Consider the following 26105-nt stretch of genomic DNA (forward strand, 5'->3'; position numbering starts at 1 on the left):
TTGGTTTTTTACTGCCGTGCAAGGACTCTTTTGACGGTTCGGCCAACCCTGCGTGATCGTAGAATGTTGCAACCGACGCCTCCTGGTGTGATCTCCTTTGAATGATTCCCTGACGTCCCGCCTCGCGGATCTGGTATTGCCTGGTCTGGATGCGACCCTTGCGGATGCGGGCGCCCGAATTCGAGTTGCTGAGTCGGGTGGACGCCTGGCGATCGACGTCGTGTTGGGATTCCCGCCAGGTGGTTTGGATTCCTGGTTTCGGAAACAAGCCATGGGGCTTGCAGCGGCAGCGGGGCTTGATCTTTCGGCAGTCCGTCTGGATTCCCGCATCGCCAGCCACGCGGTGCAGGAAAAACTTTCGCCTCTTCCCAATGTCCGCAACATCATCGCGGTGGGCTCAGGCAAGGGCGGCGTCGGCAAGTCCACCGTTGCAGTGAACCTCGCGCTGGCACTCGCCGCAGATGGCGCGAAGGTCGGCATCCTCGACGCCGACATCTATGGCCCCAGCGTTCCCTTGATGCTGGGACTCGCGGGGCGCCCGGACAGCCCGGATGGCAAGACGATCGAGCCGATGCGCGCGCATGGGGTGGAAGCGATGTCGATCGGACTGCTGGTCGACCAGGACACGCCGATGATCTGGCGCGGGCCGATGGCGACTTCGGCGCTTACGCAGTTGCTCACCGAAACGCGGTGGGGCGACCTGGACTACCTGATCCTCGATCTGCCTCCGGGGACGGGCGACATCCAGCTCACCATGGCGCAGAAGATTCCGGTGGCAGGTGCAGTGGTCGTCACGACGCCGCAGGACGTAGCCACGCTTGATGCGCGCAAAGCGCTGAAGATGTTCGAGAAGGTCGATGTGCCGGTGCTCGGCCTCATCGAGAACATGGCGGTGCACGTGTGCCCGAACTGCGGCCATGCCGAGCACGTGTTCGGCGAAGGCGGCGGGCAGCGGATGGCGGAAACCTATGGCGTGCCACTGCTCGGCAGCCTTCCGCTCGAAGCACGCGTGCGGGAACAGGGCGACGCGGGCATTCCCATTGTGGCCGCCGACCCGGATTCAGCCGCGGCCCAGCTGTTCCAGCTGACTGCACGCCGGGTCGCGATCGAACTCGCCAAGCGTCCCCAGGTCGCCAGGCCGTTGGCGGTGTCGCTTCTGGGCTGATTTGCCCTGTGGAGCGCCGAAGGTGGCGAAACCGGCGGACCATCAGAGCGGCTAGAATCGCCGTTCCTTTTACCTGGAATGCCGCATCCGCATGAGCATCAAGTCCGACCGCTGGATCCGTCGCATGGCCGAGCAGCACGGCATGATCGAGCCGTTCGAACCCGGCCAGGTCAAGTTTTCCAATAAAGGCGGCGCCGCCGACGGCCAACGCATCGTCAGCTACGGCACTTCGAGCTACGGCTACGACGTGCGCTGCTCGCGCGAGTTCAAGGTGTTCACGAACATCAACTCGACGATCGTCGATCCCAAGCATTTCGACAGCGGCAGCTTCGTCGACATCGAATCGGACGTCTGCATCATCCCGCCGAATTCGTTCGCCCTGGCGCGTACCGTCGAATACTTCCGTATTCCGCGCGACACGCTGGTCGTCTGCCTGGGCAAGAGCACGTACGCGCGCTGCGGGATCATCGTCAACGTGACGCCACTGGAGCCGGAATGGGAAGGACATGTGACGCTGGAATTCAGCAACACCACGCCATTGCCGGCGCGCATCTATGCGAATGAAGGCGTCGCGCAGATGTTGTTCTTCCAGTCGGACGAAGTCTGCGAGACCTCATACCGCGATCGCGGTGGCAAGTACCAGGGGCAGATGGGCGTCACGCTGCCGCGCACCTGATACGAAACGGCTCGCTCGAATCGAAGGCGTGCCCGTCCGGCACGCCTTTTTTTGCGCCAGGCCTTTGTAACGATCACGCAGGACGAATACTGCTGCTCTTGAGCATCAGTGTTCCGCACCAGCCGCGAGCCTGCGATCCGTGCCGGTTTCGAGTGCAACCTGCAATGCGATCCGAAGCCCGCGGATGACGGTCTCGACGGGCAGGGCAGGCGCGCCCGGATGTCGTCCCGCCTGCTCCGGAGAATAGGGAATGTGCACGAAGCCGCCGCGAATCCGGCGATTGCGCAATGCATGCATCAGTCCGTAGAAGACGTGATTGCACACGTAAGTGCCGGCGGTTTGGGACACCTCCGCCGGAATGCCTGCCTCGTGCAGCGCGGCCAGCATCGCCTTGATCGGAAGAGCCGTGAAGTAGGCCGCGGGGCCAGCCCTGACGATTTCGCTGTCGATCGGTTGCGCGCCAGCGTTGTCGGGAATGCGCGCGTCATCGACATTGATCGCCACGCGTTCCAGTGACATCGAAGCGCGACCACCGGCCTGGCCCACGCAGAGAACCAGCACCGGCTTCGTTTCGCGGATTGCCGTGCGCAATTCCTTGAGGGATGCGCCGAACTCGACCGGAAGTTGCCGCGCGACGATGCGATGTCCATTGATGTGCCGGCCATGCAATGCGCGAGTTGCCTGCCAGCTCGGATTTACGGATTCGTCATCGAACGGGGCGAAGCCGGTCAGCAACACGACCTTTTGCTTTTCCGAACTCATCGAAACACCAGCCAGTACATCAGCAGCAGGTTCAACAGCATCAGTGGAATGGCGGTAGGCAGCTGCATGCGGATGACGGCATTGGGATCGTCGAGCTCCAGCAGCGCGGCGGGCACGAGATTGAAGTTGGCCGCCATCGGCGTCATCAGCGTGCCGCAGTAACCCGTGACCATGCCGATCGCGCCCAGCGCAGCCGGATCGGCGCCGTGCCGCTGGATCAGCAGCGGCAAGCCGATGCCGGCCATCATCACGGGAAATGCCGCGAATGCATTTCCCATGATGATGGTGAACAGCACCATCCCCAGCCCGAAGGCCAGCAGGCACGCGACGCGGCTGTCGGAGGGAATCACCGCGGAGACCAGCGATGCCACGGCTTCACCGACACCGCTCGCCGCGAACACGCCGCCGAGCGTCGCAAGCACGAGGGGCAGCAATGCGGCCCAGCCCATCGTGTCAAGCAGGCGGCGACCTTCGATCGCGGCCTGTACCGGCTGTTCCCGCGTGGTCGCGATGGCGGCGAATGCCGCAATGATGCCGGCCAGTGCGAGCGCCGGCAGGGTGATGTTTCCAGCGGCGAAGAGCGCGAGTTCGCCAAGACGCAGCTTCGGGCCCGCCAGCACTATCGCGACGGTGACCAGCGGAATCAGTAGCGCAGGAACGAACAAACGATGGCCGAAACGAGCGGCCGATGCGCGCCGCTGTACTTCGGGTGCTTCGGCGATGTGCTCGCGGCGCATCCGCGCAGCCAGCAACGCCAGGGTGATGACGGCCACGCCTGCAAGTTGCGCAGGCAGCCTGTCGCCCGCCTTGCTGGCGGCAAGGATCAGCTCGCCGCTGCAGAACAGCAAGGCCAGGACGCTCCAGAACGCCGCGTGCACGAACCGCCGCTCGCGCAGGTTGCGCCAGCCCGCATACAGCAGGAAGGCCGCGAGCACGAAATAGAAGTGCTCAATCCGCAGCATCGGCTCGCTCCAACGCCGCGACATGGCGAGCCAGCCCGCGCTGGAAGAATGCGATGCGGATCGCGTGGATGACAAATGCAGCAATGGCTGTCGGCAACGCCCACAAGGCGATTTCCAGGGGCTGCAATACGATGCCGTGCTCGTTGAAGAAGCCCTGGATCAATAGCACGGCGCCAAACGCCAGGAATACGTCTTCTCCGAAGAAGCGACCGACATTGTCGGTGGCGGCCGAAAGCGCATGCACGCGCTGGACGTGCTCACGTGGCAGGGCGCCGTGGCTTTTTTCCGCAGCCGACTCCGCCATCGGAGCCAGCAACGGACGCACCGTCTGCGCATGGCCCGCGATGTCGATGAGGCCGACCATGCTCAGCAGCTGGCGCACGCCAAGATACGTCGTCAGCAATCGCGGCAAGGTCACGCCATGTAAGCGCGCGATCCACGACAGCGCATGTTCGCGCAGGCCGGCGCGTTCGAGCAGGCCGATGGTGGGCAGCGTGAATGCGAACAGCAGCAGCGCGCGGTTGGAGACGAAGCTTTCGCCGAGTAGCGCGAGCAGATCAGGGAGCGACATTCCCGCGGCCAGTCCGCTGACCACGCCGGCGCCGACCACAACGATGACCGGGTTCCATCGCAACACGAAGCCGATCACCACTACCGCGACGCCGAGCAGCGGCCAGTAGTTCATTCGACGGCTCCCACGGGCAGGATGCGAATGCCATCAGCGGCCAGCGCATCGCGGATGGATCTGGCGAACTGTGCGGCATCGGCGCGATCGCCATGCAGGCAAAGCGTGTCGGCGCGAAGCCGGATCCGTTCGCCGGTGCGCGCGACCACGCTGCCGTCGCGGGCGAAGCCACGCACCTGTTCGATGGTTTCGCCGAGACCGTGGATCACCGCTTCGTCGCGGCTGCGTGGCGTCAGCGAACCGTCCGCTTCGTACCTGCGCTCGGCGAATACTTCATGTGCGACACGCAGGTCCGCGGCTTCCGCCGACGCGGTCAACTGCGAACCCGAGAGCCCGAACACAACCAGTTCCGGATCGACTTCCCGCACGGCCGCAACGATCGCTTCCGCGATGAGCCGGTCGCGCGCGGCGACGTTGTAGAGCGCACCGTGCGGCTTCACGTGCGCCAGGCGCATGTTTTCCGAAGCCGCGATGGCGCCGAGCGTATCCATCTGCTCGCGCACGAACCCCCGTATTTCATCGGGTGAAAACGGCAACTCGCGCCTTCCGAACCCCTCACGATCCGGGTAGCCCGGATGCGCGCCGGCCGCGACCCCGTGTTCGCGGCAAAGGCGCAGCGTCGTGCGCATCGTGGCTTCGTCGCCAGCGTGCCCGCCACAGGCAATGCTGGCCGAAGTGACCAGCGGGATGATCGCGGCATCGTCGCCGCAGCCTTCGCCGAGATCGCAGTTGAAGTCAATGCGCACGTTGCTCGCGGCTATTTGCGGTTGAAGAGCAGTCCGAGTCCGACCACTATCAGGATCGCCGGCCACCACGTCGAGATGAGGTTGCCGAGACCCGGAACGTTGAAGCCGAGGTTCCTGAGCAGGAACAGCGTGCCGACGATGATCAGCACGAGCGCTGCAATGATGTTGCCCTTCATTCGCTAATTTCCCCTGGATGGTTGGTCGATGACGTATTTGTCGGTCATCAGCCGGATTCTGGCGATCCGTGCACGCGCTGCGCAAGCGAGGCGTGTCGCGGTTTGCGCGTCGCAGGACTGGAAACGCACGATTTCGCCGGGACACAGGTGCGCCAGTCGCGGCAGGTCGGCGGCGATCACATGGCCAACTCGTGGATAGCCGCCGACGGTCTGCGCGTCCGCCAGCAGCACGATGGGCTTTCCGTCGGGCGGAAGCTGCACCGTGCCGGGCGCGACCGGCGCGGAAATCTCTTCGCCAGGCAGGCTTTCGAGCACGGCGCCTTCCAGCCTCAGTCCCTGGCGATTGCTGCGGGCACTGACCTGCCAGGCGCGGCCTCCCAGCTCCACCGGCGACTGCGAAGGAACGTAGCGGATCGGCAATCCGCGTTCGTCGAAGTGCGGATCGATCCACCACTTCGGCATGCGCGGTCGCGTGCAGGAGAGACGCGGTGGCGCGCGCAGCTTAAGTTCGTCGCCGCTTCGCAACGCGCGTCCTTCGAGGCCGCTGAAGCCGCCACGCAGGTCGGTGCTGCGGCTTCCGAGCTTCAATGGGACATCGATGCCGCCTGCGAACGCGAGCCAAGCACGGGCGCCATCGCGCAGGTTGCCGATGCGCAGCACGCCCGGGGGAAGGGTGACGGGGCGGCCGGCTTCGACCACATGCCGATTCCCGTCCTTGCATTCGAAGCGCGCGAGTACGCGTGCTCCGCAAATGGCGAGCCGCACCGCACGCTCGAACCGCAGGGCAGGGCCTTGCAGCGTGAGTTCAAGCACGGCTTCATCAGGCCTGTTGCCGACGAGATGGTTGGCAAGCATCGCGGCAGCCACGTCGAGTGCGCCGCAATGCGCGACGCCCAGGTGCCGCCAACCGAAGCGGCCCGCATCCTGGACCGTGGTCAGCAGGCCGGGTGTAAGCACATGCAGCTTCACGCGCCTGCATCCGTGGCGACGAAACGCACGCGATCGCCCGGTGCGAGCAAGGCCGGCAGATCGCGCGAAGGATCGAAGAGCACCAGCGGCGTGCGGCCGATAAGTCGCCATCCGCCGGGACTCTCGCGCGGATAGATGCCGGTCTGCGTGCCGCCGATGCCCACGCTGCCCGCCGGGACGGAAATGCGCGGCGTCGCCAGGCGCGGCAGCGCCAGCGCGGGATCGAGGCCGAGCAGGTACGGGAACCCGGGCGCGAAACCGATCATTGCCACCGTGTACTCCGCCGATGCGTGGCGCTCCACCACCTCCGCCGGCGTGAGCCCGAGTTCGGCCGCGGCGCTTTCCAGGTCCGGGCCGGCGTCGCCGCCATACACGACCGGAATATCGACAATGCGCGTGGAATCCGCGGCTTTTTTCGTAGCGGCGGGCAATGTGTCGAGCGTCGTGCGAAGCCACGTCTCCAGCGCACCCGCTTCGATCAGCAGCGGATCGAAGAACACGCCGACGCTCGCATAGGCCGGCACGAGGTCGCGCAGCCACACAGGCCGTTGTGCACGGATGCGCTCGCACAGTGCGTGCACGCGCGCGTTCGTGCGCGAATCGATGCGGTCGCCGATGCGCAACACCAGCGCGTCGTCTGCGATGGCCTCGAACTCCGCTTCGGGTGGAAAGCTCACGCCAGCGCCGTGCGCAGGCGTTCGATGCGCCGGACCAGTTCCTCTGGCGAGTAGGGCTGCGCGGTCGCCATTCCCCACACCGGGCGCGGCCAGGCGATGTCTTCGCGGAAACGCGCGATCACGTGGATGTGCAGTTGCGGCACCACGTTGCCGAGCGCGGCGACGTTGAGCTTGTGCGGCTGGAAGACGGCCTGCAACGCGCGGCATGCGCGGCTGATCTCGCGGGTGAGTTCGGCCTGCTGCTGTTCATTGAGATCGACCCATTCCACGGCGTTCTCCACGCGAGGCACCAGGATCAGCCACGGGTGGTTGGCGTCGTCCATCAGCTGCAGGTCGCTCAGCGGGAAATGCGCCACGGGGTGCGTGTCTTCGCCCAGCTGCGGATGCAGGTGCCAGCCGGTGGGAGCGGTCGAACGGTTCATCGCAGGTTCTCCGCGAGGAAATCGAGGGTGCGCTGCCAGGCGAGCTGGGCACTGGGCGCGTGGTAATGACTGTTGTCGACGTCGCGGTTGAACGCATGGTCGGCGTCTTCGTAGACGAATATCTTCGCGCTGGGCTGCTTGCGGCGATGCAGTTCGATGTCGCCCGGCGGAATGCTCCTGTCGCGCGCGCCGAAATGGAACATCAGGGGTGCACGTGCCGGTTCGTCGAGGAACGGCACGCTGCGCGCACCGTAATAAGTCACGGTCGGTAGCCCCAGGCGCGTGTTGGCGAGGAAGGCGACGCTGCCACCCCAGCAGAAGCCTACGACGGCGGTGCGCAGTCCTTCCGATTGCAGCAGGTCCGAGGCGGCTTCGACCACGTCGATGGCCCGATCGAAACCGACTCGATTGCGCAGTTCTACGCCGCGCTGGGTTTCGGATTCGCCATAACCGAGCTCGACATCCTGCTCGACGATGTCGAAAAGAGCGGGTGCGAGTGCGACGAACCCCGCCGATACGAACCGATCGACCACGTCGCGGATATGCGAGTTAACGCCGAAGATCTCCTGCAGCACGACGACCGCGCCACGCGACGGGCCCGTGGGCTCGGCGCGCCAGGCGCGGACGAGGCCGTGGGGCGTGTTCAGGTCAATCCAGTGGCCCATGGCGGTAGTGAAGTCCTGGGGGATGCCTAACTTAACCCCTTCGCGGCAGTGCCCTGCAAGTTGCCCGTCCGCGTTGCGGGCTGCCGGTATAATTGCGTGTTTTTTCGCCTTCTCCTGGTTTCCGCCGTCATGTCCCTCGCCAATCCCAAAGTCGGTTTCGTCAGCCTCGGTTGCCCCAAGGCGCTGGTCGATTCCGAACGCATCCTCACCCAGCTCAAGGTCGAGGGATATGACCTTGTGCCGACCTACGATGATGCGGATGTCGTCGTGGTGAACACCTGCGGCTTCATCGATTCGGCCGTGACCGAATCGCTCGACGCCATTGGCGAGGCGATGGCGGAAAACGGCAAGGTCATCGTCACTGGCTGCCTGGGCAAGCGCGAAGAAATGATCCGCGAGGCACACCCAGGCGTGCTGTCGATCAGCGGCCCGCAGGACTACACCAGCGTGATGGAAGCCGTGCACAAGGCGCTGCCGCCGAAACACGATCCTTTCATCAACCTGGTGCCCGACACAGGCGTGAAGCTGACGCCGAAGCACTACGCCTACCTGAAGATCTCCGAAGGCTGCAATCACCGCTGCAGCTTCTGCATCATTCCCTCGATGCGTGGCGACCTCGTCTCGCGCCCCGTCGACCAGGTGCTGCGCGAAGCCGAGAAGCTCGCGATGGGCGGCGTCAAGGAACTGCTGGTGATTTCGCAGGACACCTCGGCCTACGGCGTCGACGTGAAATACGCCGAGCGCGAATGGCGCGGCAGGCAGTACCAGACACGCATGAAGGCGCTGTGCGAAGGCCTTGGTGAACTCGGCCTGTGGACGCGCCTGCACTACGTGTATCCGTATCCGCACGTCGACGAGATCATTCCGTTGATGGCCGAAGGCAAGGTGCTTCCGTACCTCGACATCCCGTTCCAGCACGCCAGCCCGCGCGTGCTCAGGCTGATGAAGCGCCCGGGCGCGGTCGACAAGGTGCGCGAGCGCATCCACAAATGGCGCGGGATCTGCCCGGACATCACGATCCGTTCGACCTTCATCGTCGGCTTCCCGGGCGAGACCGAGGCCGAGTTCGAGGAACTGCTCGATTTCCTCGACGAAGCCCAGCTCGATCGCGTCGGTGCCTTCGCCTATTCGCCGGTCGACGGCGCTGCGGCGAACGACCTGCCCGATCCGGTGCCGGAAGAGGTGAAGCAGGAGCGCCTCGCGCGCTTCATGGAACGCCAGGCGGAAATCTCCAGCGCCAAGCTAGAAGCCAAGGTCGGCACGATCCAGCGCTGCCTGGTCGACGCGCTCGACGGTGAGTTGGCGATTGCGCGTTCGATGGCCGATGCGCCGGAAATCGACGGCCTCGTCCAGATCCAGAACGGTTTCGAAGCCGGATTGAAGCCCGGTGAATTCGTCGACGTCGAGATCATGGGCAGCGACGAGCACGATCTGTACGGCGAAGTGCCGTTCGATGCGTGATCTCGAATTGAAAACGCGGGACGCGCGCGCTTGGCACGAGGCGGCAGCGATCGACTGAAGCACCGCTGCCGCGAGCTGCCTATTTCGCGGAATCGATCAGTGCGGCGGCCGTGGTCGGCCCGATCGCGTAGGTGTCGGTGTGCGAAGTGATCATTGTCCTGAACTCGAGCGAGGCCTTGAAGCCGGTCGTGAGCCGGTTGCGCTTGAGGATTGCATCCACCTGGTTGTCCTGCGCTTCGGTGGTTGCCGGCGAGATGCCCACATAATCCCAACTGTCGCCATCGAGATGGGCATACCACTGCGTCGGGCCGATCCCGGCTTCGACGGACGCGGCGTCGCGCGCCGCGTTCCATCGCAGGAACTCGAGATGTTTTCCAGGCGCGACGTGATAAATGGACACCATGCCGTGCGGGGCTTCCTGGCTCCACGCCTGCGGTGAGGGCAGCAATGCCGCGATGCCGAGGGCCAGGGCGACCATCAGGGATAAGGTGGAACGCGGGGCGCGGAGCATGGGTGATTCCTTCGCGGTAAAAACCGCTGGTGCCGGGCGATGGCCGGCCGGGGAATGCCGGCGACTCCCCGGCGCAGGCGGATTGGCTGTCCGCACCCAGTAAACGTTGGGGAAATGCCTGCCAAGGACAGGTTTGCGTCCACCTCACCCATTCGGGTGCTGTGCATACTGATCGCATCGAGCAAAAAGCGAGGCAGGCCATGACATCGAACAATGCGTTTACCCGTGTGGCAAAGATGGCATCGCGCTTTACCGGACGACCGCTCTGCTTCGGGCTGGCGTTACTCGTGGTGCTCGCCTGGATTGTCACCGGCCCGATCTTCGGCTTCAGCGATACCTGGCAGCTGGTGATCAACACCGGCACCACGATCATCACGTTCCTGATGGTGTTCCTGATCCAGGCGACGCAGAACCGCGACACGGAAGCGATGCACCTCAAGCTCGACGAACTGATCCGCGCCACGCGCGGCGCCCACAACCGCCTGATGGACCTGGAAGAACGCGAGGAAGACGAGCTGGACAAACTGCGCGAGCAATACGAAAACATCGCCAAGCGTTCGCGCGGGAAGGATCGCGGCGAACCGCCGCCGCGCGGCTAGTTCGCGTAGGCGACGTCCACGATCACGAACTGCTGCACGCCGCCGGGCAGCTGTGCTTCGAATTCGTCATCGATGCGTTTCTTGAGCATGGCGCGCGCCAGCGGCGAGTCGATGCTGATGTGGCCGTGCCTGGCGTCGGTTTCGTCGGGGCCGACGATGCGATAGCGCTGCGTGTCGCCCGACACGACGTTTTCCACTTCGACTGTTGCGCCGAAGAAAACCGCTTCGCGATCGCTTGGCGCTTCGCCAACCACGCGCAGGGCTTCCAGCCGCTTGGACAGGTAACGCACGCGGCGATCGATCTCGCCGAGCTGTTTCTTTCGATAGGTGTATTCGGCGTTCTCGGAGCGATCGCCTTCGGCCGCCGCGGCGGCCAGCGCCTTCACCACTTCCGGCCGCTTGAAGCGCCAGAGCTCGTCGAGCTCGGCCTTGAGGCGTGCATGCCCCTCGGGCGTGATCAACGCCGTGCTCTTTTCGGCAGGTGGACGCCAGCGACCCATCGTTGCTCCAAAAGAGAAGGCGGCCCATTCTGACGGGCCGCCTTCGGCTTGCGCAAAAGCTTCGTTATGCGATGTTGCGTTATTTCGCGACGCCTTCGCGCTTGAGTGCATGCGGCATTTCGGCGGCGATCGGCTTGCCTTCGAGGTCGAGGCTCTCGATCTCATCGTTCGACTTCACCACGAACAGGCGGTCCTGTTCGCTCTTGGAATTCGGATCCAGGCGCACGCGCTGGCCGTTTTCCTCCGCAGTCCAGGTGCCGTCGCCGTCGAAGCTGTCCGGCTTGCCCTGGTAAGCCTCGTGCACGGTATAGGTGCCATCGGGCTTGAGCGAAATCGTCGTGTCGATACCGGGACAATCCGCGCACGGCAGGGTGCCGCTGAACGTGCCGGCGAAGCCCTTCACGTCGAAGGGAGCAGCGGTGGCGACGCTCGGCGCCGATTCGACCGCGACCGGAGCGCCGGGCTCGACGGTTGCAGCGGGCGCGGCCTCTGCGGCGGGCTCGGCCGGCGCCTGCGGTTTGCACGCGGCGATGGCGAGCGTGGAAGCCATGACGGCCAGCAGCAACATGCGATTCATCGAAACACTCCTGTGGAGATGAAGGGGCGAAAGCGAGCGCGCATTCGAGGCGAACGCAGCTGGCGCGTCAACCTGCGCTGCACCATCGCGTCGATCATCGTGCTCAGCGGCGGCCGCCAAAGATGCCGCCGAGCACGCCACGCAGGATCTGGCGGCCGATCTGGCTGCCCACCGTGCGCGCGGTCTGCTTCGCCATCGTTTCGACCATGCCCTGGCGACGCCTGGTGCCGAACACCGCATCCTTTACCGACTGGCCGAAGCCGCCTTCCTCGGCATCGTCCTGTTCGCGCGTCTTTGCCGGCGGTGCCTTGGCCTGCTCGGTCGCGACCTCGGCCTTCTTGGCCAGCATTTCTGCAGCGGATTCGCGGTCGACCCCCTTGTCATACTTCGCGCCCACCGGGCTGCCGGCGCGCACCTGCGCGCGTTCGGCGTCGGTGATCGCGCCCATGCGGCAGCGCGGCGGTGCGATCAGCGTGCGTTCGACGGGCATCGGGATGCCCTTGTCCTGCAGCGTGGAGACCAGCGCTTCGCCGGTGCCGAGTTGCGAGATCGCTTCGGCGACATCGAGCTTCGGATTGGCGACGAACGTTTCCGCGGCCGTCTTCACCGCCTTCTGGTCGCGCGGCGTGAAGGCACGCAGCGCATGTTGCACGCGGTTGCCAAGCTGGCCGAGGATTTCGTCGGGCACGTCGTCGGGAAACTGCGAGCAGAAGTACACGCCGACGCCCTTGGAACGGATGATGCGCACGACCTGCTCGACGCGCTGCTGCAACGCGGGCGGCGCGTCGTCGAACAGCAGGTGCGCTTCGTCGAAGACGAATACCAGCTTGGGTTTGTCGAGATCGCCGACTTCCGGCAGCTGCTCGAACAATTCCGACAGCAACCACAGCAGGAAGGACGAATACAGGCGCGGTTTCAGGATCAGCTGCTCGGAGGCGAGCACGTTGACGACGCCGCGGCCGTTGGTCGTGGTGCGCATGAGGTCGGCGAGTTCCAGCGCGGGCTCGCCGAAGAACATTTCGCCGCCTTCCTGCTCCAGGCGCAGCAGCGAGCGCTGGATCGCGCCGATAGATTGCGAGCTCACCAGGCCGTAGGACGTCGAGATGTCCTTGCGCTCATCGGCGACCAGGCCGAGCAGGGCGCGCAGGTCTTCCAGGTCGAGGAGCAGCAGGCCGCGGTCGTCGGCGAGCTTGAAGACGATGTCGAGCACGCCGCTCTGCGTGTCGTTCAGCTCGAGGATGCGCGAGAGCAGGGTCGGGCCGATCTCGCTCACCGTAGTGCGGATGGGATGGCCGTTCTTGCCGAAGAGGTCCCAGAACACGACCGGGCTGGCTTCGTTCACGTAATCGGCGATGCCGATCTCCTTCACGCGCGCCTGGATCCTGTCGTTCATCGCGCCCGCGACAGCGAGGCCGGCGACATCGCCCTTCACATCGGCGAGGAACACCGGTACGCCCATGCGCGAGAAACCTTCCGCGATCGTCATCAGCGTGACCGTCTTGCCGGTGCCCGTGGCACCCGCGACCAGTCCGTGGCGGTTGCCCAGGCGCCCCTGCAGGAAGACCTGTCCGTGCGTCTCGGGCAGGGAATCCGGGGAAGTGACCGCCTTGCCGATAAGGATCGCGTTGTCTGCCATGGGTGGGTCCGGATGAATGGTTGGGGGATTCTATGCCAGCGTCGAACTTTCCTTGCCGCGGGCACACCAACCCCGCAACCGGACTCCGATCGCATTACGCGAGTTCCGTTGCACGGGGTAGCGCATACAGGTTCGCTGGCGCTCTTTTCGCCATTGCCGCGACGGGGTTGCGCGTCTACCCTCCCGTCTTCGTTTCGCCAGTCCAGCTGATTTTCCCCATGTCACAGAAGTTCCGCTCCATCCTCGTCCTGGCCGTGCTTGCGGCGATTTCCGGCAACGCCGCCGCACTGTCACGACGCGACCAGGAGGGAGTCGACGCGCTCAACCAGCGGATGCAGGCCGCCGAAACCAGGTACCGCGAAGCCGTGGTCATGATCGGCAACGCCGATCCTGAGGGGCAGAAGCAGAGCGACGCCGCGCTCGAGGACATGGAAGACGTGGTGGCCGACTGCATGAAGCAGCGCGGCTGTTCCGTCCCGACAATGCTCGCCGCCTACAAGCGCCTGCTGAAGCTGAACGCCGACGCGGAAGCCGAGGCTTCCGACGAAGAAGCCGACGAGGACCACGCCAGTGCGCTCACCGCGGACGTTCCCGAAGCCGCGCACGCCGCGCACCTGCTCTCGGACGACCATCGCTTCGACAAGATGGTGCAGTTCAATCCCGCCGTGCAGGCCGGCATCCGCCGCTGGCTCACCGACATGCGCGGGCCGCTGATCAGCAGCTACGAGAACTACCAGTACATGCGCCACCTGATGTGGCCGCAGTACGAGCGCGCCGGCCTGCCCGAGGCGCTGCTGTTCGGCATCATGGCCAAGGAATCCAATGGCAAGGTGCATTCGACCTCGCGCGCCGGCGCGGCCGGCCCGATGCAGTTCATGTATGCGACCGGACGCCGCTTCGGCCTTGGCGACGACGGCACCGGTTTCGACACCCGTTACGACCCGCGCGCCGTCGCCGAAGCCAGCGCGGCGTATCTCAACGAACGCATGGGCCAACTCAATCGCAGCATCGAGCTCGCGCTGGCGGCCTACAACGGCGGCGAAGGACGGGCGCTGCGCGTCTACCAGGGCAGTGGCGGCCGTAACTTCTGGGACGCGGACGTCTACAACCAGTTCCCGTCGGAAACGCAGGACTACGTGCCGATGGTGATTGCGGCCGCGTGGCTGTACCTGCACCCGACCGAGTACGGGTTGACCTTCCCGAAGGTGGACGCGAAGCCGGCGACGCTGCGCCTGGCGCAGCCCAGCTCGATCTACCAGCTGACGATCTGCCTCGGAAACCGCGGCGAGCGCGAGGGCTACATGCGCGCGCTGCGCAACCTCAATCCACGTTACCAGGCCGAAAGCTGGCTGCCCGCCGGCACCACGATCAACGCGACGACCAAGATCGTGGGCCTGTACAACCGCTGGTGCACGTCGGGGGCGCGCGCCGACCTCGCCCGTACGCTGGTGCTGAGTGACCCGACGACGGCGATCGTGCGGATGGGGCCGGTTTCGACCGTGGGTACGCTTGCGGCTTCGGAAGCGGAGGATGGTGATGCGAAGCCGCTTCAGACGATCACGTCTGCGAAGGCTGACAAGCGCAAGGACACCAAACCCAAGCGCCCGGCCCATTACCGCGTGCAGCGGGGTGAAACGCTCACCGCCATCGCGCAGAAGTTCCAGTGCGATACCGGCGACCTTGCGAAGAACAACAAGATCAAGGGACCGCGATTTGCGATCCGGCCGGGGCAGAAGTTGAAGCTGGATGGCTGCGGCGGTTGATTTCCCGCGAGCAGGTCGAAGACGCGCGACGTAGCGTGTAAACGCTACATCCGCGTCGCGAGCTTTTCTCCCAACCGAACCGGCAGTTGCGCTTTGAGCTGCGGCGCAAGTTCCGCGACGCCCTTCGGCAGCAGCACGATGACTGTCGAACCGTAATTGAAGCGCGCCATTTCCGCGAAGCGCTCGAGGGTAATGTTCCGCTCGCGATAGTCCTTCACCGTGATCGGTCCGCCGTACGGCGGAATCTCGACGCCGCCCCACATGGTTTCGACGCCGGATACCAGCAGCGCCCCGACCATCACCACGGCCATCGGGCCGAAGTCGCAGTCGAAATGGCACACAAGCCTTTCGTTACGGGCAAACAGGCGCGACACCGAACCCACCGCATCCGGGCCGACGCTGAAGAGCCTGCCAGGCACGTGCACGGTTTCGCGCAACGTGCCGGTCCACGGCATGTGCACGCGGTGGTAATCCTTCGGCGACAGGTAGACGGTCGCGTAAACGCCACCATCGAATGCGCGCGCGGCTTCCTCGTCACCGAGCAGGTCGGCCGTGGTGAAACCGTGCCCCTTGGCCTGGAAGATGTGGCCCGCGTCTTCGTGCAGCACGCCTTCATCGGCACGGCCGATATGGCCGCACTCGCTGATCTTGCCGTCGGCCGGCATCAGCACTGCGCGTGGATCCGGATCGGCGGTGCGCGCGCCGGGCTTGAGCGCACGGGTGAAGAAGGCATTGAACGTCGGATAGCTGGTGGGATCGGGATTTGCCGCTTCATCGAGATCGACGCCGAACTTGCGCGTCACCGTATCGATCAGCCACTGCTTGACCGCGCGATTGGGCGAGTAAGCCAGCCTGCGCGCCAGCGAAGACAGCAGGCGGTGTGGCAGGACGTAGGTGAGAGCGGTGATCGGGCTCACTTGGCAGCCTCGCTCAATGCAGTCATGTCGGCCGCAATGTCCTTCGGATCGAAGGGCGGCGTGATGAAGCCGGACAGCCGGCCCTGCGTGTCGAGCACCGCCATCGACGCGCTGTGGTCCATCGAGTACTGGTCGGCGGGCGCGCCATCGGGAGCGGGCACCTTGGCGAACACCATGCTCAACGACTTCGCGAACGATTCCAGCGCCGGAACATCGGCGGTTGCGGCGAGTGTGTCGCGGTGGAAGCCGTGCGCGTATTCGCCGATCGCGTCGGGCGTGTCGCGCTCCGGATCGACCGAAACGAACAGCACGCGCGGTCGCGTCGCTTCCGGCAATTGCGCCCACTGTTTCTGCGCACCCGCCAATTGGGCGAGCGTCGTGGGGCAGACGTCCGGGCAGTGGGTGAAGCCGAGGAAGACCAGCGTCCAGTGGCCCTTCAGCTCGCCCGGGATCAGCGGCGTGCCATCGGACTGGCGCAGCGAAAACGATGGGATTTCGCGGGCCGGACTGAACAACGTCACGGCGCGCAGCGCCGGTCGCTCCGGCGAAGGCTCGCCACCGAACCAGCGCCAGGCCACGGCCAGGCCGAGGATCGCCGCCAGCACCGGCAGCAGGATGTTGAGAGTGGAGCGCTTGAACATCGTCGGTTCCCGGAAAATGCGCGCACATGGTAACCGCCCGCCATTGTTCCGCCTTGGGATGGTCACGCGGGGGACCATGGACTGACCGGCTGCGGGCGCCCGGGCCGGTTCGATGCTTCTTCCTGTCCGGCGTCGCTGCTGCGGCCCCGTATAATCGCCGCCCCTCCTTTTCCGCAGAACCTGCCGTGACCGCCGAATCCCCCAGTTCCAGCAAGGTCGCGTCCGAACTGTCGTTCGAGCAGGTGTCGATCATCGACCTGATCCGCTACGGCGGCAGCCGCTTCAGCGAAGCGGGCCTGACCTTCGGCCATAGCTACGACAACGCACTGGACGAGGCCACGCAGCTGGTCCTGCACGCGCTGCACCTGCCGCACGATCTCAGTCCCGTCTACGGTCCCTCGCGCGTGACCGCGGAGGAGAAGGCGAGGGTGCTGGCGCTGTTCGAACGCCGCATCAACGAGCGCGTTCCTGCCGCCTATCTAACCGGCGAGGCCTGGTTCGCCGGCCTCAGTTTCAAGAGCGACCACCGCGCGCTTGTACCGCGTTCGCCGATCGCCGAGCTGATTCTTTCGGGCTTCGAACCGTGGCTGGGCGGTCGCGACGTCGAGCGCGTGCTCGACCTGTGCACAGGCTCGGGCTGCATCGCGATCGCCACGGCGCACTACCACCCGAACTGGCAGGTCGACGGCGTCGACATCAACGACGAGGCGCTGTCGCTCGCCGCGGAAAACAAGGGACGCCTGCACGCGACCAACGTCGCGCTGCGCAAGTCGGACCTGTTCAGGGGTCTGGAAGGCGAGGTGTACGACCTGATCGTCACCAATCCGCCGTATGTCACCAACGCCGAAACCGATGCGTTGCCGAAGGAATATTCGTACGAGCCGGACCTCGGCCTGCGCGCGGGCGACGACGGCCTCGATCTCGCGCTGAAGATCCTGCGCGACGCGCCTGAGCACCTGAGCGAGAACGGCCTGCTGATCTGCGAAGTCGGCGAGGCGGAGAACGCGCTGGTCGAGCTGCTGCCCGAACTGCCGATGGCGTGGGTGGAGTTCAAGGTGGGGCAGATGGGGATCTTCGTGGTGGAACGCGACGATCTCGTCGAGCATCGGGCCCGCATCAAACAGCTGGCGGATGCACGCGGCTGATTTTGCCGGCGGGCATAGCCACATCGAATAAGAGCGCGACGTTCTACCGCCGCAGCTTTCCCGTATATTTCAAGGCGTTATCCGCCCACATCATCCGCGCCGGTTTTCGGGCGCGAACTCCAGGTGCCTGATCCCGTGGCCAGCAACACCTTCGGCAAGCTCTTCGCAGTGACGACCTTCGGCGAAAGCCACGGTCCGGCGATCGGCTGCGTGATCGACGGCTGCCCTCCGGGGCTCGCGATCACGCCCGAAGAGTTCCGCCACGACCTGGAACGCCGCGCCACCGGCAAGACGCGCCACACCTCGGCGCGCCATGAAGCCGATGAAGTCGAGATCCTCAGCGGCGTATACGAAGGCGTCACCACCGGCACCCCGATTGCGCTGCTGATCCGCAACACCGACGCGCGCAGCAAGGACTACGCGAACATCGCCGCGCAGTTCCGCCCGGGGCACGCCGACTACACCTACTGGCAGAAGTACGGCATCCGCGATCCGCGCGGTGGCGGGCGTTCGAGCGCGCGCGAGACCACGATGCGCGTCGCGGCCGCGGTGGTCGCGAAAAAATGGCTCGCGGAAAAGTACGGCGTGCAGGTGCGCGGCCATCTTTCGCAGATCGGCGGCGTCGTTCCGCGCAACTCCGACGCCGACAGCATCGACTGGGCCGTCGTCGAATCCAATCCATTCTTCTGGCCCGACGCAGCGCAGGTCGGCGAGCTGGAAAGCTACATGGACGCCCTGCGCAAGTCGGGCGACTCCGTCGGCGCACGCGTTGACGTGATCGCGGACGGACTGCCGCCGGGCTGGGGCGAGCCGATCTACGGCAAGCTCGACGGCGAACTCGCCGCGGCGCTGATGTCGATCAATGCGGTGAAGGGCGTGGAGGTCGGCGACGGTTTCGCGTCGGTGGCGCAGAAGGGCAGCTTCCATCGCGACGAAATCAGCGCGGACGGATTCCTCAGCAATCATGCCGGCGGCATCCTCGGCGGCATCAGCACGGGGCAGGCGCTGCGCGTCTCCACTGCCTTCAAGCCGACTTCGAGCCTGCGCCTCCCGGTTCAGAGCCTCGATACCGCGGGCCACGAAGTCGAAGTCATCACTACCGGCCGCCACGATCCCTGCGTCGGCATCCGTGCCACGCCGATCTGCGAAGCCATGGTCGCGCTGGTGCTGATGGACCAGGCGCTGCGCCATCGGGCCCAGTGCGGCGACGTCGGTGAAGTGACGCCACGCATTCCGGGCAAACGCAGCGCCGTCGATCCGGACGCGAAAAAACGATAGCGGCCGGCTGCTTGCAGCTTCCCCGGAACAGGTTCGGGAAGCCCCGGTTGCAGCCGCGCCGCGCGCACCTCAGGCACGACAACCCAGTTCCGCGTCCGGCAAGGCACACAATTCCCGACGCCATCGGCCGCCATATCAAAGGAATATCGAAGCAATGAGCAAGACCTATACCGTAGCTGTCGTGGGCGCCACCGGCGCCGTCGGCGAAACCATGCTGAAGGTGCTCGCCGAACGCCAGTTCCCGATCGGCAAGCTGCACGTACTGGCGAGCGAGCGCTCGGCCGGCAGCAAGATCGATTTCGGCGCCCGCCAGCTGGTCGTGGAAAACCTCGCCACGTTCGATCCCACCGGCGTCGACATCGCGCTGTTCTCGGCGGGTGGTGCGGTTTCGAAGGAATACGCGCCGAAGTTCGCGGCCGCCGGCGCGGTCGTCATCGACAACTCCTCGTCATTCCGTGGTGACGCCGACGTTCCCCTGGTCGTCTCCGAAGTGAACCCGGAAGCCGCGAAGAACCGCCCGCGCGGCATCATCGCGAATCCGAACTGCTCGACCATGCAGCTGATGGTTGCGCTCGCGCCGATCCATCGGGCCGTGGGGATCGAGCGCATCAACATCGCGACGTACCAGTCCGTTTCGGGCACTGGGGTGAAGGCGATGGAGGAGCTAGGCCGCCAGACCGCGGCGCTGCTCAACTTCCAGGACGCCAAGCCCGAGGTGTACCCGGTGCAGATCGCCTTCAACGTGATCCCGCACGGCGGCGACTTCCTCGACAACGGCTATACCACCGAGGAATGGAAGCTCGTCACTGAGACCCGCAAGATCCTCGGTGATGACAGCATCCTGGTGAACGCCACGGTGGTGCGTGTGCCGGTGTTCTATGGTCACTCCGAGGCCGTGCACATCGAGACGCGCGAGAAGCTGAGCGTCGACAAGGCACGCGAGCTGCTGGCCGCGCAACCAGGCCTGGTCTTGGTCGACGAACGCAAGGCCGGCGGCTATCCGACCCCGGTCACCCACGCCTCCGGCAACGATCCTGTGTACGTCGGCCGCCTGCGCGAGGACGTCTCGCATCCGCGTGGCCTCGACATGTGGGTCGTTGCCGACAACATCCGCAAGGGCGCCGCGACCAATGCGGTGCAACTGGCGGAGCTGGTCATCGCCGAAACCGCCTGATTTTCTGGCTGTAGCGTCGCAACTGTGCGGTGCCCTGAGTGCCGGCGGCCCCGGCACCGCGGAGGCGCGGCGCTATATTCCCTGCTTTGTAGAGTCGAGCTTGGTCGGCTGGTGCTCCGGCCCGTCGAGGGAAACCAAAAGCAGCGGAGCAAGCTTCGCTTCAACAACGCGGAGAAGCGGGAAATCTGAACCTGCTCAAGCATTTGCAGCAGCTTCATTGCAAACCGCCTGCAGTGAGGGCTAGAGTCGCGCGGGGATGGCCTGGGACTGCACGTGAAACGACTCGCGGGAACTGCTCTGGCGCTGCTGGCGATGTTCGCCAGCTTCGGCGCGTCCGCGCTCGGTCTCGGGCAGATCGAGGTGAAGTCGAAGATCGGCCAGCCGCTGGTGGCCGAGATTCCCATCGTCACCAGCGACCCCAGCGAACTCGAGCAGCTCCAGGCAGGCCTGGCGTCGCCGGAAACCTTCTCCCGCATCGGCCTGCGCCCGCCGATCGGCATCATCGCCGACCTGCAGTTCACCCAGGCACTCGACGCCCGCGGCAATCCGATCATCCGGGTCACGAGTACGCAGCCGGTCGGCGAGCCGCTGCTGACCTTCCTGGTCGAAGTCGATTGGGGGCAGGGCCGCCTGGTCCGCGAATACTCCGCACTGGTCGACACGCCGCGCACGGTGTCCGCGCCGCTGCAGCCCGATATCTCGGCGCCGACGGTGGAAGCACCCGCGATCATCGAGCGCCCGGCCGAGCCTTCCGAAACCGTCGCCGCGGAAACGCAGCCCGAACCCGAGCCGGCGCCCGCGGAAACGCCAACCGGCGAACCCACGCCGCAGGAAACGCAGGCGATCGCGCCGCAGCAGCAGGCCGCCATCGCGCCCGCGCCGGTGTCGCGACCCGCCCTCGACGGCAGCGATTACGAAGTGCGCGGCGGCGACACCTTGTCCGCCATTGCCGCGCGCGTGGGCAGTCCGGGCACGCTCGACCAGACCATGATCGCGCTGCTCCGCGCGAATCCCGACGCCTTCATCGGCGGCAACATCAACCGCCTCAAGGCCGGCGCCGTGCTGCGCATGCCGGGCGACACCGCGATGACCGAACTGGATGCCCAGCAGGCCAGCGCGATCGTCCACTCGCAGATCCAGGAGTGGCGCGCTTCGCGCCGTGCCTCGCCTCAGCCGGTGGACGCCGATGTCGCTTCGGCTTCGGCCGCAGCGACGAACAACAAGCAGGTTTCGACTTCGAAATCCGCGGGACCGCGCGTCGCCGATGCGCGTCTGGAAATCGTTCCGCCGGGCGCCAGCGATGCGACGAAGGCGGGCACACAATCCGGCATCAGTGCCGGAGGCGAGGGGGCGATGTTGCAGCAGGAACTCACCACGACCAAGGAAACGCTTGCCGCGCGCGAAGCCGAAACCGAGGAGCTCAAGGGCCGTGTCGCCGAGCTCGAGAAGCTGCAGCAGCAACAGCAGCAGCTCATCGCGATGAAGGACAGTGAACTCGCCGCCGCGCAACAGCGCCTGGCCGACACGCAGAAACAGCAGACGCAGGCATCCGTGCTGCCATGGATGCTCGGTGTCGGTGGCGCGCTGTTGATCGGCGCCCTGGTCGCATGGTTCCTGCGCCGCCGCGATGCGTCCGTTCCGAAGTTCCGTGCGCCGGTGGCATCGGCCGCGCCTTCCATTGCCGATGCCTTCGCCCCCGCGCGTAACGTCGAAGCCGAGCCGGCACGCAGCGTGGAACCAGAACCGGCGGCGGAGCCGGTGGCTGTCGAACCTGCGCTGGTGCGCGCACCCGAACCACCCGCCAAGTCGGTCCCCGCATGGCACAACGGCGGGGCGGTGCGGCTCGATCCGGCGACGCAGGCTGCGCACGAGCGCCTGGAACTGGCGCGCGCCTATCTCGATCTCGGTGACCTGGCCGGTGCCCGCCAGCTGCTCGGCGAAGTCGTGATCAATGGCGACCATGCAGCCCGCCAGCAGGCGTCGCGGATGCTGCGCGAACTCGAATGACAGTCCGGTGCCGGCCTCTCCGGCACCTCACCGACCCGGCCGGTTGATGCGGAGTCGTACCCATAGAAGCGAATCGCGTGTCCGCCTTGCGCGGCACCATGGAGTCCATGTCGCACATTCCGCCAGACCCGGATGAGAACTGCGTGCCGCTGATGCAGCGCTACGCGATGGGCATCGAATATGACGGCAGCGAATTCAGCGGCTGGCAGCGCCTGAGCAAGCACGGGGAAAGCGATCCGGAGGGCTACGTCACCCTGCAATCGGTGATCGAGGAAGCGCTGACGTTCGTCGCTGGGACCCCGATCGAAACGATCTGCGCGGGACGCACCGATGCGGGCGTGCACGCCGCCGGACAGGTCATCCATTTCGACAGTCCGGTCCAGCGCGATCCGCGCGGCTGGGTGCTCGGAACCACGAGCAAGCTTCCGCCGGCGATCGGCGCGCTGTGGTGCGTGCCGGTGAACGGCGGATTCCACGCGCGCTTCTCCGCACGCGCGCGGCGCTATCGCTATTCGATCCTCAACCGGATGGTGCGGCCTGCACTCAACCGCCAGGTGCTGACATGGGAACGCCGACCCCTCGATGCCGATGCGATGCATCGTGCCGCGCAGGCATTGCTGGGCGAAAACGACTTCTCCGCCTTCCGCACCGTGCACTGCCAGGCGCCGCATGCGCGTCGCGACCTGCAGGAAATCAGCGTGTGGCGTGATGGCGACGTGGTTACGGTGGAAGTGCAGGCGAACGCCTTTCTTCACCACATGGTGCGCAACATTGTCGGAAGCTTGCTGGTGGTCGGACGTGGTGACGCGCCCGAACGCTGGATCGCCGACCTGCTAGCGGGCCGCGACCGCACCAAGGCCGGGCCCACCGCGCCATCCAATGGCCTGGTGTTCCTCGGGCCGCGTTATCCGACCGACGTCGTCGAGCAGTTCGGATTGCCTGCCCAGTTGCGCCTGTGAACACACGCTTGTGAACACCGCCCTCCGGAAGATCGTTCTAGGATCGGAACCGTGAAACCAAACTTCTTCCGTACCCGCATCAAGTTCTGTGGCCTGACACGCGCCGGCGACGTACGTCTTGCGAGCGAGTTGGGCGTCGATGCCGTCGGCTTCGTGTTCGCGCGCCATAGCAAGCGGCGTGTCGAACCCGAGGAAGCCCGCGCGATGCGCACCGCGCTCGCGCCCTTCGTCGATTCGGTGGCGTTGTTCATGGACAACACGCAGGACGAGGTCCGCGAGATCGTGCGCCACATGCGCCCGAGCCTGCTGCAGTTCCACGGCAGCGAAGACGATGCGTTCTGCCGCAGCTTCGGCGTCGCCTACCTCAAGGCGATCCCGATGGGCGGGAATGCGCCGGCTTCGACCATGCCGTTGCGCGCGCGCTATCCGAATGCCGCGGGTTTTCTTTTCGACAGCCACGAGCCGGGCGAAGACGGCGGTAGCGGAAAGGTGTTCGACTGGTCGCGCATTCCGCAGGATCCAGGGAAGCCGTGGCTGCTCGCGGGCGGCCTCAACGCGTCGAACGCCTTCGAAGCGACGATCGCAACGCGGCCGTGGGGCGTGGACGTTTCCAGCGGCATCGAGTTGTCACCAGGCATCAAGGACGGCGACCTGATGCGCAAGTTCGTGGATGAAGTGCGTCGCGCGGATTGCCACACCTGAATTTCGTAGCGCCGTGCTCGTCCGGTGCTACTTGGCTCGTGTGTTGGCCTGTGTCAACAAAAGCGCACCGCGCAAGCGCGGCGCTACGGCGCTAGAGGGATAGTTCCTCTCGAAGCCATTCCGCCAATGGCGCGATGTTGCGGTTCTCCCTTCCGCGCGGTGCGCACAGCACCCATCGCGCATCCGTTTCGACGAATCCCCACGGCGCGGCGAGACGGCCCGACGCAAGGTCCTCGGCAACCAGCGGCTCCGGCGCGATCGCCGCCCCCAGTCCCGCCACCGCGGCTTCGAGCAGGTAGTACAGGTGATCGAAGCCGGTTCCCATCTGCAGGTGGGCGCCATCGACGCCTGCGCGTCGTGCCCACTCACTCCATGCCTGCGGTCTCGACGCGGTGTGCAGCAATGGCATTGACGACAGGGCTTCGGGCGCGGCTGAGCGCAGACGTTCAAAAGCTGGATGCCGCGGGCTGATCACGGGCCCGATACGTTCCGGCGCGAGTTCATGCACCTGCCAGCCTGCGGGCCAGGGACCATCGGCGATCAGTAGCGCCGCATCGAGGCCGGTGAGCTGTGCATCGGGCGTGGATTCGCTGGCGGACAGGTGCAGCTTCAGACCAGGCTGCTCGAGGGCGAGCCGCTCCAGCCGCGGAATCATCCAGCGCGCCAGCACGCTGCCGGGGCAGCCGAGCACCAGCGGAGCGTGATCCTGGCGCCGCCGCAGTTCTGCCCAACGGGTACGCAGCGGGTCGAAGGCGGCTTCCGTGGCTTCCTGCAGTTGCCGACCCGCCGGCGTCAGCGCGAGGCCGCGGCCCTGACGGACGAAGAGGGCCGTACCCAATGCGTCCTCGAGAACCCGCAACTGGCGGCTTACCGCGCCGTGGGTGACATGCAGTTCCCCGGCCGCGCGGCTGACGCTGTCCAGCCGGGCGACGGCTTCAAAGGCGCGCAGGGCGTTCAATGGGGGCAGGTCGCGACTCATATGTGAGATTTGCTGACAGATGCGACCAATTTAATGCGTTCTGCGTTCGAAAACAGCGCGTTAAAGTAAAGCCATGAACGCCCGCATCGAAGATTTCCATGCCTACCCGGATTCGTCCGGTCATTTCGGCCGCTTCGGGGGCCGGTTCGTTGCCGAGACCCTGATCGGTCCACTGGAGCAGCTCGCCAGGGCCTATGACGAAGCGCGGGTCGATCCGGCCTTCATCGCCGCCTTCGAAGCCGACCTCGCCCACTACGTCGGCCGCCCCAGTCCGATCTACTTCGCCGAGCGCCTGAGCCGCGAGGCCGGCGGCGCGCGGATCCTGCTCAAGCGCGAGGACCTGAACCACACCGGCGCGCACAAGATCAACAACACCATCGGCCAGGCGCTGCTGGCCAGCCGCATGGGCAAGACGCGGATCATCGCGGAGACCGGAGCGGGGCAGCACGGCGTGGCGTCGGCGACGGTGGCCGCACGGCTCGGGCTGGAATGCGTGGTTTACATGGGCGCAACCGATATCGAGCGCCAGAAGATCAACGTCTACCGGATGAAGCTGCTTGGTGCGACCGTCGTGCCCGTGACCAGCGGCTCGTCCACGCTCAAGGACGCGCTCAACGAAGCGATGCGCGACTGGGTGACGAACGTGCAGGACACGTTCTACATCATCGGCACCGTGGCCGGCCCTGATCCATATCCGCGCATGGTTCGCGACTTCAACGCCGTGGTCGGCCGCGAAGCGCGCGCGCAGATGCTGGCCGAATACGGATGCCTGCCCGATGCGGTGACTGCGTGCGTCGGTGGCGGCAGCAATGCGATCGGCGTGTTCCATGCGTTCCTCAACGACCGCGACGTGCGCCTGGTGGGTGCCGAAGCGGCGGGCGAGGGCATTGCGACCGGTCACCATGCTGCGTCGCTGGCGGCCGGGCGGCCGGGCGTTCTGCACGGCAATCGCACCTATGTGCTGTGCGATGACGACGGACAGATCATCGAAACGCATTCGGTCTCGGCGGGCCTGGACTATCCGGGCGTGGGTCCCGAGCACGCGTTCCTGAAAGAAACCGGTCGCGCGGATTATGTCGGCGTCACCGATGACGAAGCACTCGCCGCATTCCACCAACTGGCGCGCACCGAAGGCATCCTCCCGGCGCTCGAATCGAGCCACGCGATCGCACAGGCGATCAAGCTGGCGCGCGAAATGCCGAAGGACGCGATCGTGCTGTGCAACCTGTCCGGGCGCGGCGACAAGGACGTGCACACGATTGCGGGGCGGGAAGGTCTAACGCTTTGAATTTCCCTTCCTCCAGCGGCGACCAAGGGAGTGCTGAGCGGAGAGGGTGCCCGAAGGGCGGAC

28 protein-coding genes are annotated in these 26105 nt (G+C 65.7%); 12 read left to right on the plus strand and 16 right to left on the minus strand.

The annotated features are described in order from the left end of the window. Window positions 1-97 precede the first annotated feature (97 nt). Both apbC and dcd read left to right on the plus strand, forming a co-directional pair. Window positions 98-1165, plus strand: coding sequence for an iron-sulfur cluster carrier protein ApbC (gene apbC, locus ASD14_RS05350; RefSeq protein WP_082538755.1), 1068 nt, complete (start codon window positions 98-100; stop codon window positions 1163-1165). A gap of 91 nt (window positions 1166-1256) precedes the next feature. Next, the gene (dcd, locus tag ASD14_RS05355) at window positions 1257-1841 is read left to right on the plus strand and encodes a dCTP deaminase (protein ID WP_056130074.1); all 585 of its coding nucleotides are present in this window, start codon (window positions 1257-1259) and stop codon (window positions 1839-1841) included. Window positions 1842-1946: 105 nt separating this feature from the next. Here the strand turns inward: dcd and pcp are convergent, their stop codons facing one another. The 9 genes from pcp to ASD14_RS05395 are packed head-to-tail and all read right to left on the minus strand — an operon-like array spanning window position 1947 to window position 7905. Beyond that, window positions 1947-2603 carry a pyroglutamyl-peptidase I gene (pcp, locus tag ASD14_RS05360; RefSeq protein WP_056130077.1) on the minus strand — a complete coding sequence of 219 codons (657 nt, stop codon included), beginning with the start codon at window positions 2601-2603 and terminating at the stop codon, window positions 1947-1949. Then, window positions 2600-3565 (minus strand): DUF979 family protein, encoded by a 966-nt coding sequence (locus tag ASD14_RS05365; protein ID WP_056132137.1) that lies wholly within the window; start codon window positions 3563-3565, stop codon window positions 2600-2602. Before ASD14_RS05365 ends, pcp begins: the two co-directional genes overlap by 4 nt. Further along, window positions 3552-4250 (minus strand): DUF969 domain-containing protein, encoded by a 699-nt coding sequence (locus ASD14_RS05370; protein ID WP_056130080.1) that lies wholly within the window; start codon window positions 4248-4250, stop codon window positions 3552-3554. The genes ASD14_RS05365 and ASD14_RS05370 overlap by 14 nt, the downstream gene beginning before the upstream one ends. Further along, on the minus strand, window positions 4247-4996 hold the full coding sequence (locus ASD14_RS05375) for a 5-oxoprolinase subunit PxpA (protein ID WP_056130085.1): 750 nt from the start codon (window positions 4994-4996) through the stop codon (window positions 4247-4249). The genes ASD14_RS05370 and ASD14_RS05375 overlap by 4 nt, the downstream gene beginning before the upstream one ends. 11 nt (window positions 4997-5007) lie before the next feature. Further along, a complete protein-coding gene (locus ASD14_RS16300; protein WP_187711801.1) occupies window positions 5008-5172 on the minus strand; it encodes a DUF5668 domain-containing protein in 165 nt (54 codons plus the stop codon). 3 nt (window positions 5173-5175) lie between these two features. Further along, window positions 5176-6141 (minus strand): biotin-dependent carboxyltransferase family protein, encoded by a 966-nt coding sequence (locus tag ASD14_RS05380; protein WP_056130087.1) that lies wholly within the window; start codon window positions 6139-6141, stop codon window positions 5176-5178. After that, complete coding sequence (pxpB, locus tag ASD14_RS05385; RefSeq protein WP_056130089.1) at window positions 6138-6818, minus strand: 5-oxoprolinase subunit PxpB; 681 nt, start codon at window positions 6816-6818, stop codon at window positions 6138-6140. The genes ASD14_RS05380 and pxpB overlap by 4 nt, the downstream gene beginning before the upstream one ends. Beyond that, window positions 6815-7240 (minus strand): HIT family protein, encoded by a 426-nt coding sequence (locus ASD14_RS05390; protein WP_056130093.1) that lies wholly within the window; start codon window positions 7238-7240, stop codon window positions 6815-6817. Before ASD14_RS05390 ends, pxpB begins: the two co-directional genes overlap by 4 nt. Beyond that, on the minus strand, window positions 7237-7905 hold the full coding sequence (locus ASD14_RS05395; protein ID WP_056130095.1) for a dienelactone hydrolase family protein: 669 nt from the start codon (window positions 7903-7905) through the stop codon (window positions 7237-7239). The genes ASD14_RS05390 and ASD14_RS05395 overlap by 4 nt, the downstream gene beginning before the upstream one ends. Window positions 7906-8034: 129 nt before the next feature. Here ASD14_RS05395 and rimO point away from each other — a divergent pair, with 129 nt between their 5' ends. Beyond that, window positions 8035-9366 carry a 30S ribosomal protein S12 methylthiotransferase RimO gene (gene rimO / locus ASD14_RS05400; RefSeq protein WP_056130098.1) on the plus strand — a complete coding sequence of 444 codons (1332 nt, stop codon included), beginning with the start codon at window positions 8035-8037 and terminating at the stop codon, window positions 9364-9366. 79 nt (window positions 9367-9445) lie between these two features. Here the strand turns inward: rimO and ASD14_RS05405 are convergent, their stop codons facing one another. Then, window positions 9446-9877 carry a hypothetical protein gene (locus tag ASD14_RS05405; RefSeq protein WP_157475098.1) on the minus strand — a complete coding sequence of 144 codons (432 nt, stop codon included), beginning with the start codon at window positions 9875-9877 and terminating at the stop codon, window positions 9446-9448. 200 nt (window positions 9878-10077) lie between these two features. Between ASD14_RS05405 and ASD14_RS05410 the strand changes: the two genes are divergently transcribed. After that, complete coding sequence (locus tag ASD14_RS05410) at window positions 10078-10476, plus strand: low affinity iron permease family protein (protein WP_056130104.1); 399 nt, start codon at window positions 10078-10080, stop codon at window positions 10474-10476. On the opposite strand, the gene greB is transcribed toward ASD14_RS05410, so the two are convergent. From greB to ASD14_RS05425, 3 genes are all read right to left on the minus strand, one after another. Further along, window positions 10473-10976, minus strand: coding sequence for a transcription elongation factor GreB (gene greB, locus ASD14_RS05415; RefSeq protein ID WP_056130106.1), 504 nt, complete (start codon window positions 10974-10976; stop codon window positions 10473-10475). The genes ASD14_RS05410 and greB overlap by 4 nt on opposite strands. Window positions 10977-11055: 79 nt before the next feature. Further along, window positions 11056-11553, minus strand: a complete 498-nt coding sequence (locus ASD14_RS05420; protein WP_056130108.1) for a copper resistance protein NlpE — start codon at window positions 11551-11553, stop codon at window positions 11056-11058. A gap of 103 nt (window positions 11554-11656) precedes the next feature. Next, window positions 11657-13189 (minus strand): helicase HerA-like domain-containing protein, encoded by a 1533-nt coding sequence (locus ASD14_RS05425; RefSeq protein WP_056130111.1) that lies wholly within the window; start codon window positions 13187-13189, stop codon window positions 11657-11659. Between the two features lie 218 nt (window positions 13190-13407). On the opposite strand from ASD14_RS05425, the gene ASD14_RS05430 reads away from it, so the two are divergent. Continuing rightward, complete coding sequence (locus ASD14_RS05430; protein WP_056130114.1) at window positions 13408-14952, plus strand: transglycosylase SLT domain-containing protein; 1545 nt, start codon at window positions 13408-13410, stop codon at window positions 14950-14952. A 44-nt stretch (window positions 14953-14996) separates the two neighbouring features. Here ASD14_RS05430 and asd read toward each other — a convergent pair whose 3' ends face one another. Together asd and ASD14_RS05440 are read right to left on the minus strand one after the other, a co-directional pair. Next, window positions 14997-15869, minus strand: coding sequence for an archaetidylserine decarboxylase (gene asd, locus ASD14_RS05435; RefSeq protein ID WP_056130119.1), 873 nt, complete (start codon window positions 15867-15869; stop codon window positions 14997-14999). Then, window positions 15866-16510, minus strand: coding sequence for an SCO family protein (locus ASD14_RS05440; RefSeq protein ID WP_056130122.1), 645 nt, complete (start codon window positions 16508-16510; stop codon window positions 15866-15868). Before ASD14_RS05440 ends, asd begins: the two co-directional genes overlap by 4 nt. Before the next feature lie 227 nt (window positions 16511-16737). On the opposite strand from ASD14_RS05440, the gene prmB reads away from it, so the two are divergent. The 6 genes from prmB to ASD14_RS05470 all read left to right on the plus strand — a co-directional run bounded on the left by prmB (window position 16738) and on the right by ASD14_RS05470 (window position 23775). Then, the gene (gene prmB, locus ASD14_RS05445; RefSeq protein ID WP_235565354.1) at window positions 16738-17655 is read left to right on the plus strand and encodes a 50S ribosomal protein L3 N(5)-glutamine methyltransferase; all 918 of its coding nucleotides are present in this window, start codon (window positions 16738-16740) and stop codon (window positions 17653-17655) included. 135 nt (window positions 17656-17790) lie between these two features. After that, window positions 17791-18933: a chorismate synthase gene (gene aroC, locus ASD14_RS05450; RefSeq protein WP_056130128.1), complete on the plus strand. Its 1143-nt coding sequence runs from the start codon at window positions 17791-17793 to the stop codon at window positions 18931-18933. Window positions 18934-19078: 145 nt separating this feature from the next. Then, window positions 19079-20107: an aspartate-semialdehyde dehydrogenase gene (locus ASD14_RS05455; protein WP_162247694.1), complete on the plus strand. Its 1029-nt coding sequence runs from the start codon at window positions 19079-19081 to the stop codon at window positions 20105-20107. Between the two features lie 273 nt (window positions 20108-20380). Beyond that, the gene (locus ASD14_RS05460; RefSeq protein ID WP_343123455.1) at window positions 20381-22114 is read left to right on the plus strand and encodes a FimV/HubP family polar landmark protein; all 1734 of its coding nucleotides are present in this window, start codon (window positions 20381-20383) and stop codon (window positions 22112-22114) included. 152 nt (window positions 22115-22266) lie between these two features. After that, window positions 22267-23073, plus strand: a complete 807-nt coding sequence (truA, locus tag ASD14_RS05465) for a tRNA pseudouridine(38-40) synthase TruA (RefSeq protein ID WP_056132140.1) — start codon at window positions 22267-22269, stop codon at window positions 23071-23073. Window positions 23074-23124: 51 nt separating this feature from the next. After that, window positions 23125-23775, plus strand: coding sequence for a phosphoribosylanthranilate isomerase (locus ASD14_RS05470; RefSeq protein ID WP_056130138.1), 651 nt, complete (start codon window positions 23125-23127; stop codon window positions 23773-23775). Between the two features lie 91 nt (window positions 23776-23866). Here ASD14_RS05470 and ASD14_RS05475 read toward each other — a convergent pair whose 3' ends face one another. Beyond that, on the minus strand, window positions 23867-24754 hold the full coding sequence (locus ASD14_RS05475) for a LysR family transcriptional regulator (RefSeq protein WP_056130143.1): 888 nt from the start codon (window positions 24752-24754) through the stop codon (window positions 23867-23869). Between the two features lie 73 nt (window positions 24755-24827). Here ASD14_RS05475 and trpB point away from each other — a divergent pair, with 73 nt between their 5' ends. Continuing rightward, on the plus strand, window positions 24828-26042 hold the full coding sequence (gene trpB, locus ASD14_RS05480; protein ID WP_056130147.1) for a tryptophan synthase subunit beta: 1215 nt from the start codon (window positions 24828-24830) through the stop codon (window positions 26040-26042). Window positions 26043-26105: the final 63 nt, after the last annotated feature.

It is taken from the genome of Lysobacter sp. Root494, from assembly GCF_001427225.1.
Taxonomy (GTDB): Bacteria; Pseudomonadota; Gammaproteobacteria; order Xanthomonadales; family Xanthomonadaceae; genus Agrilutibacter.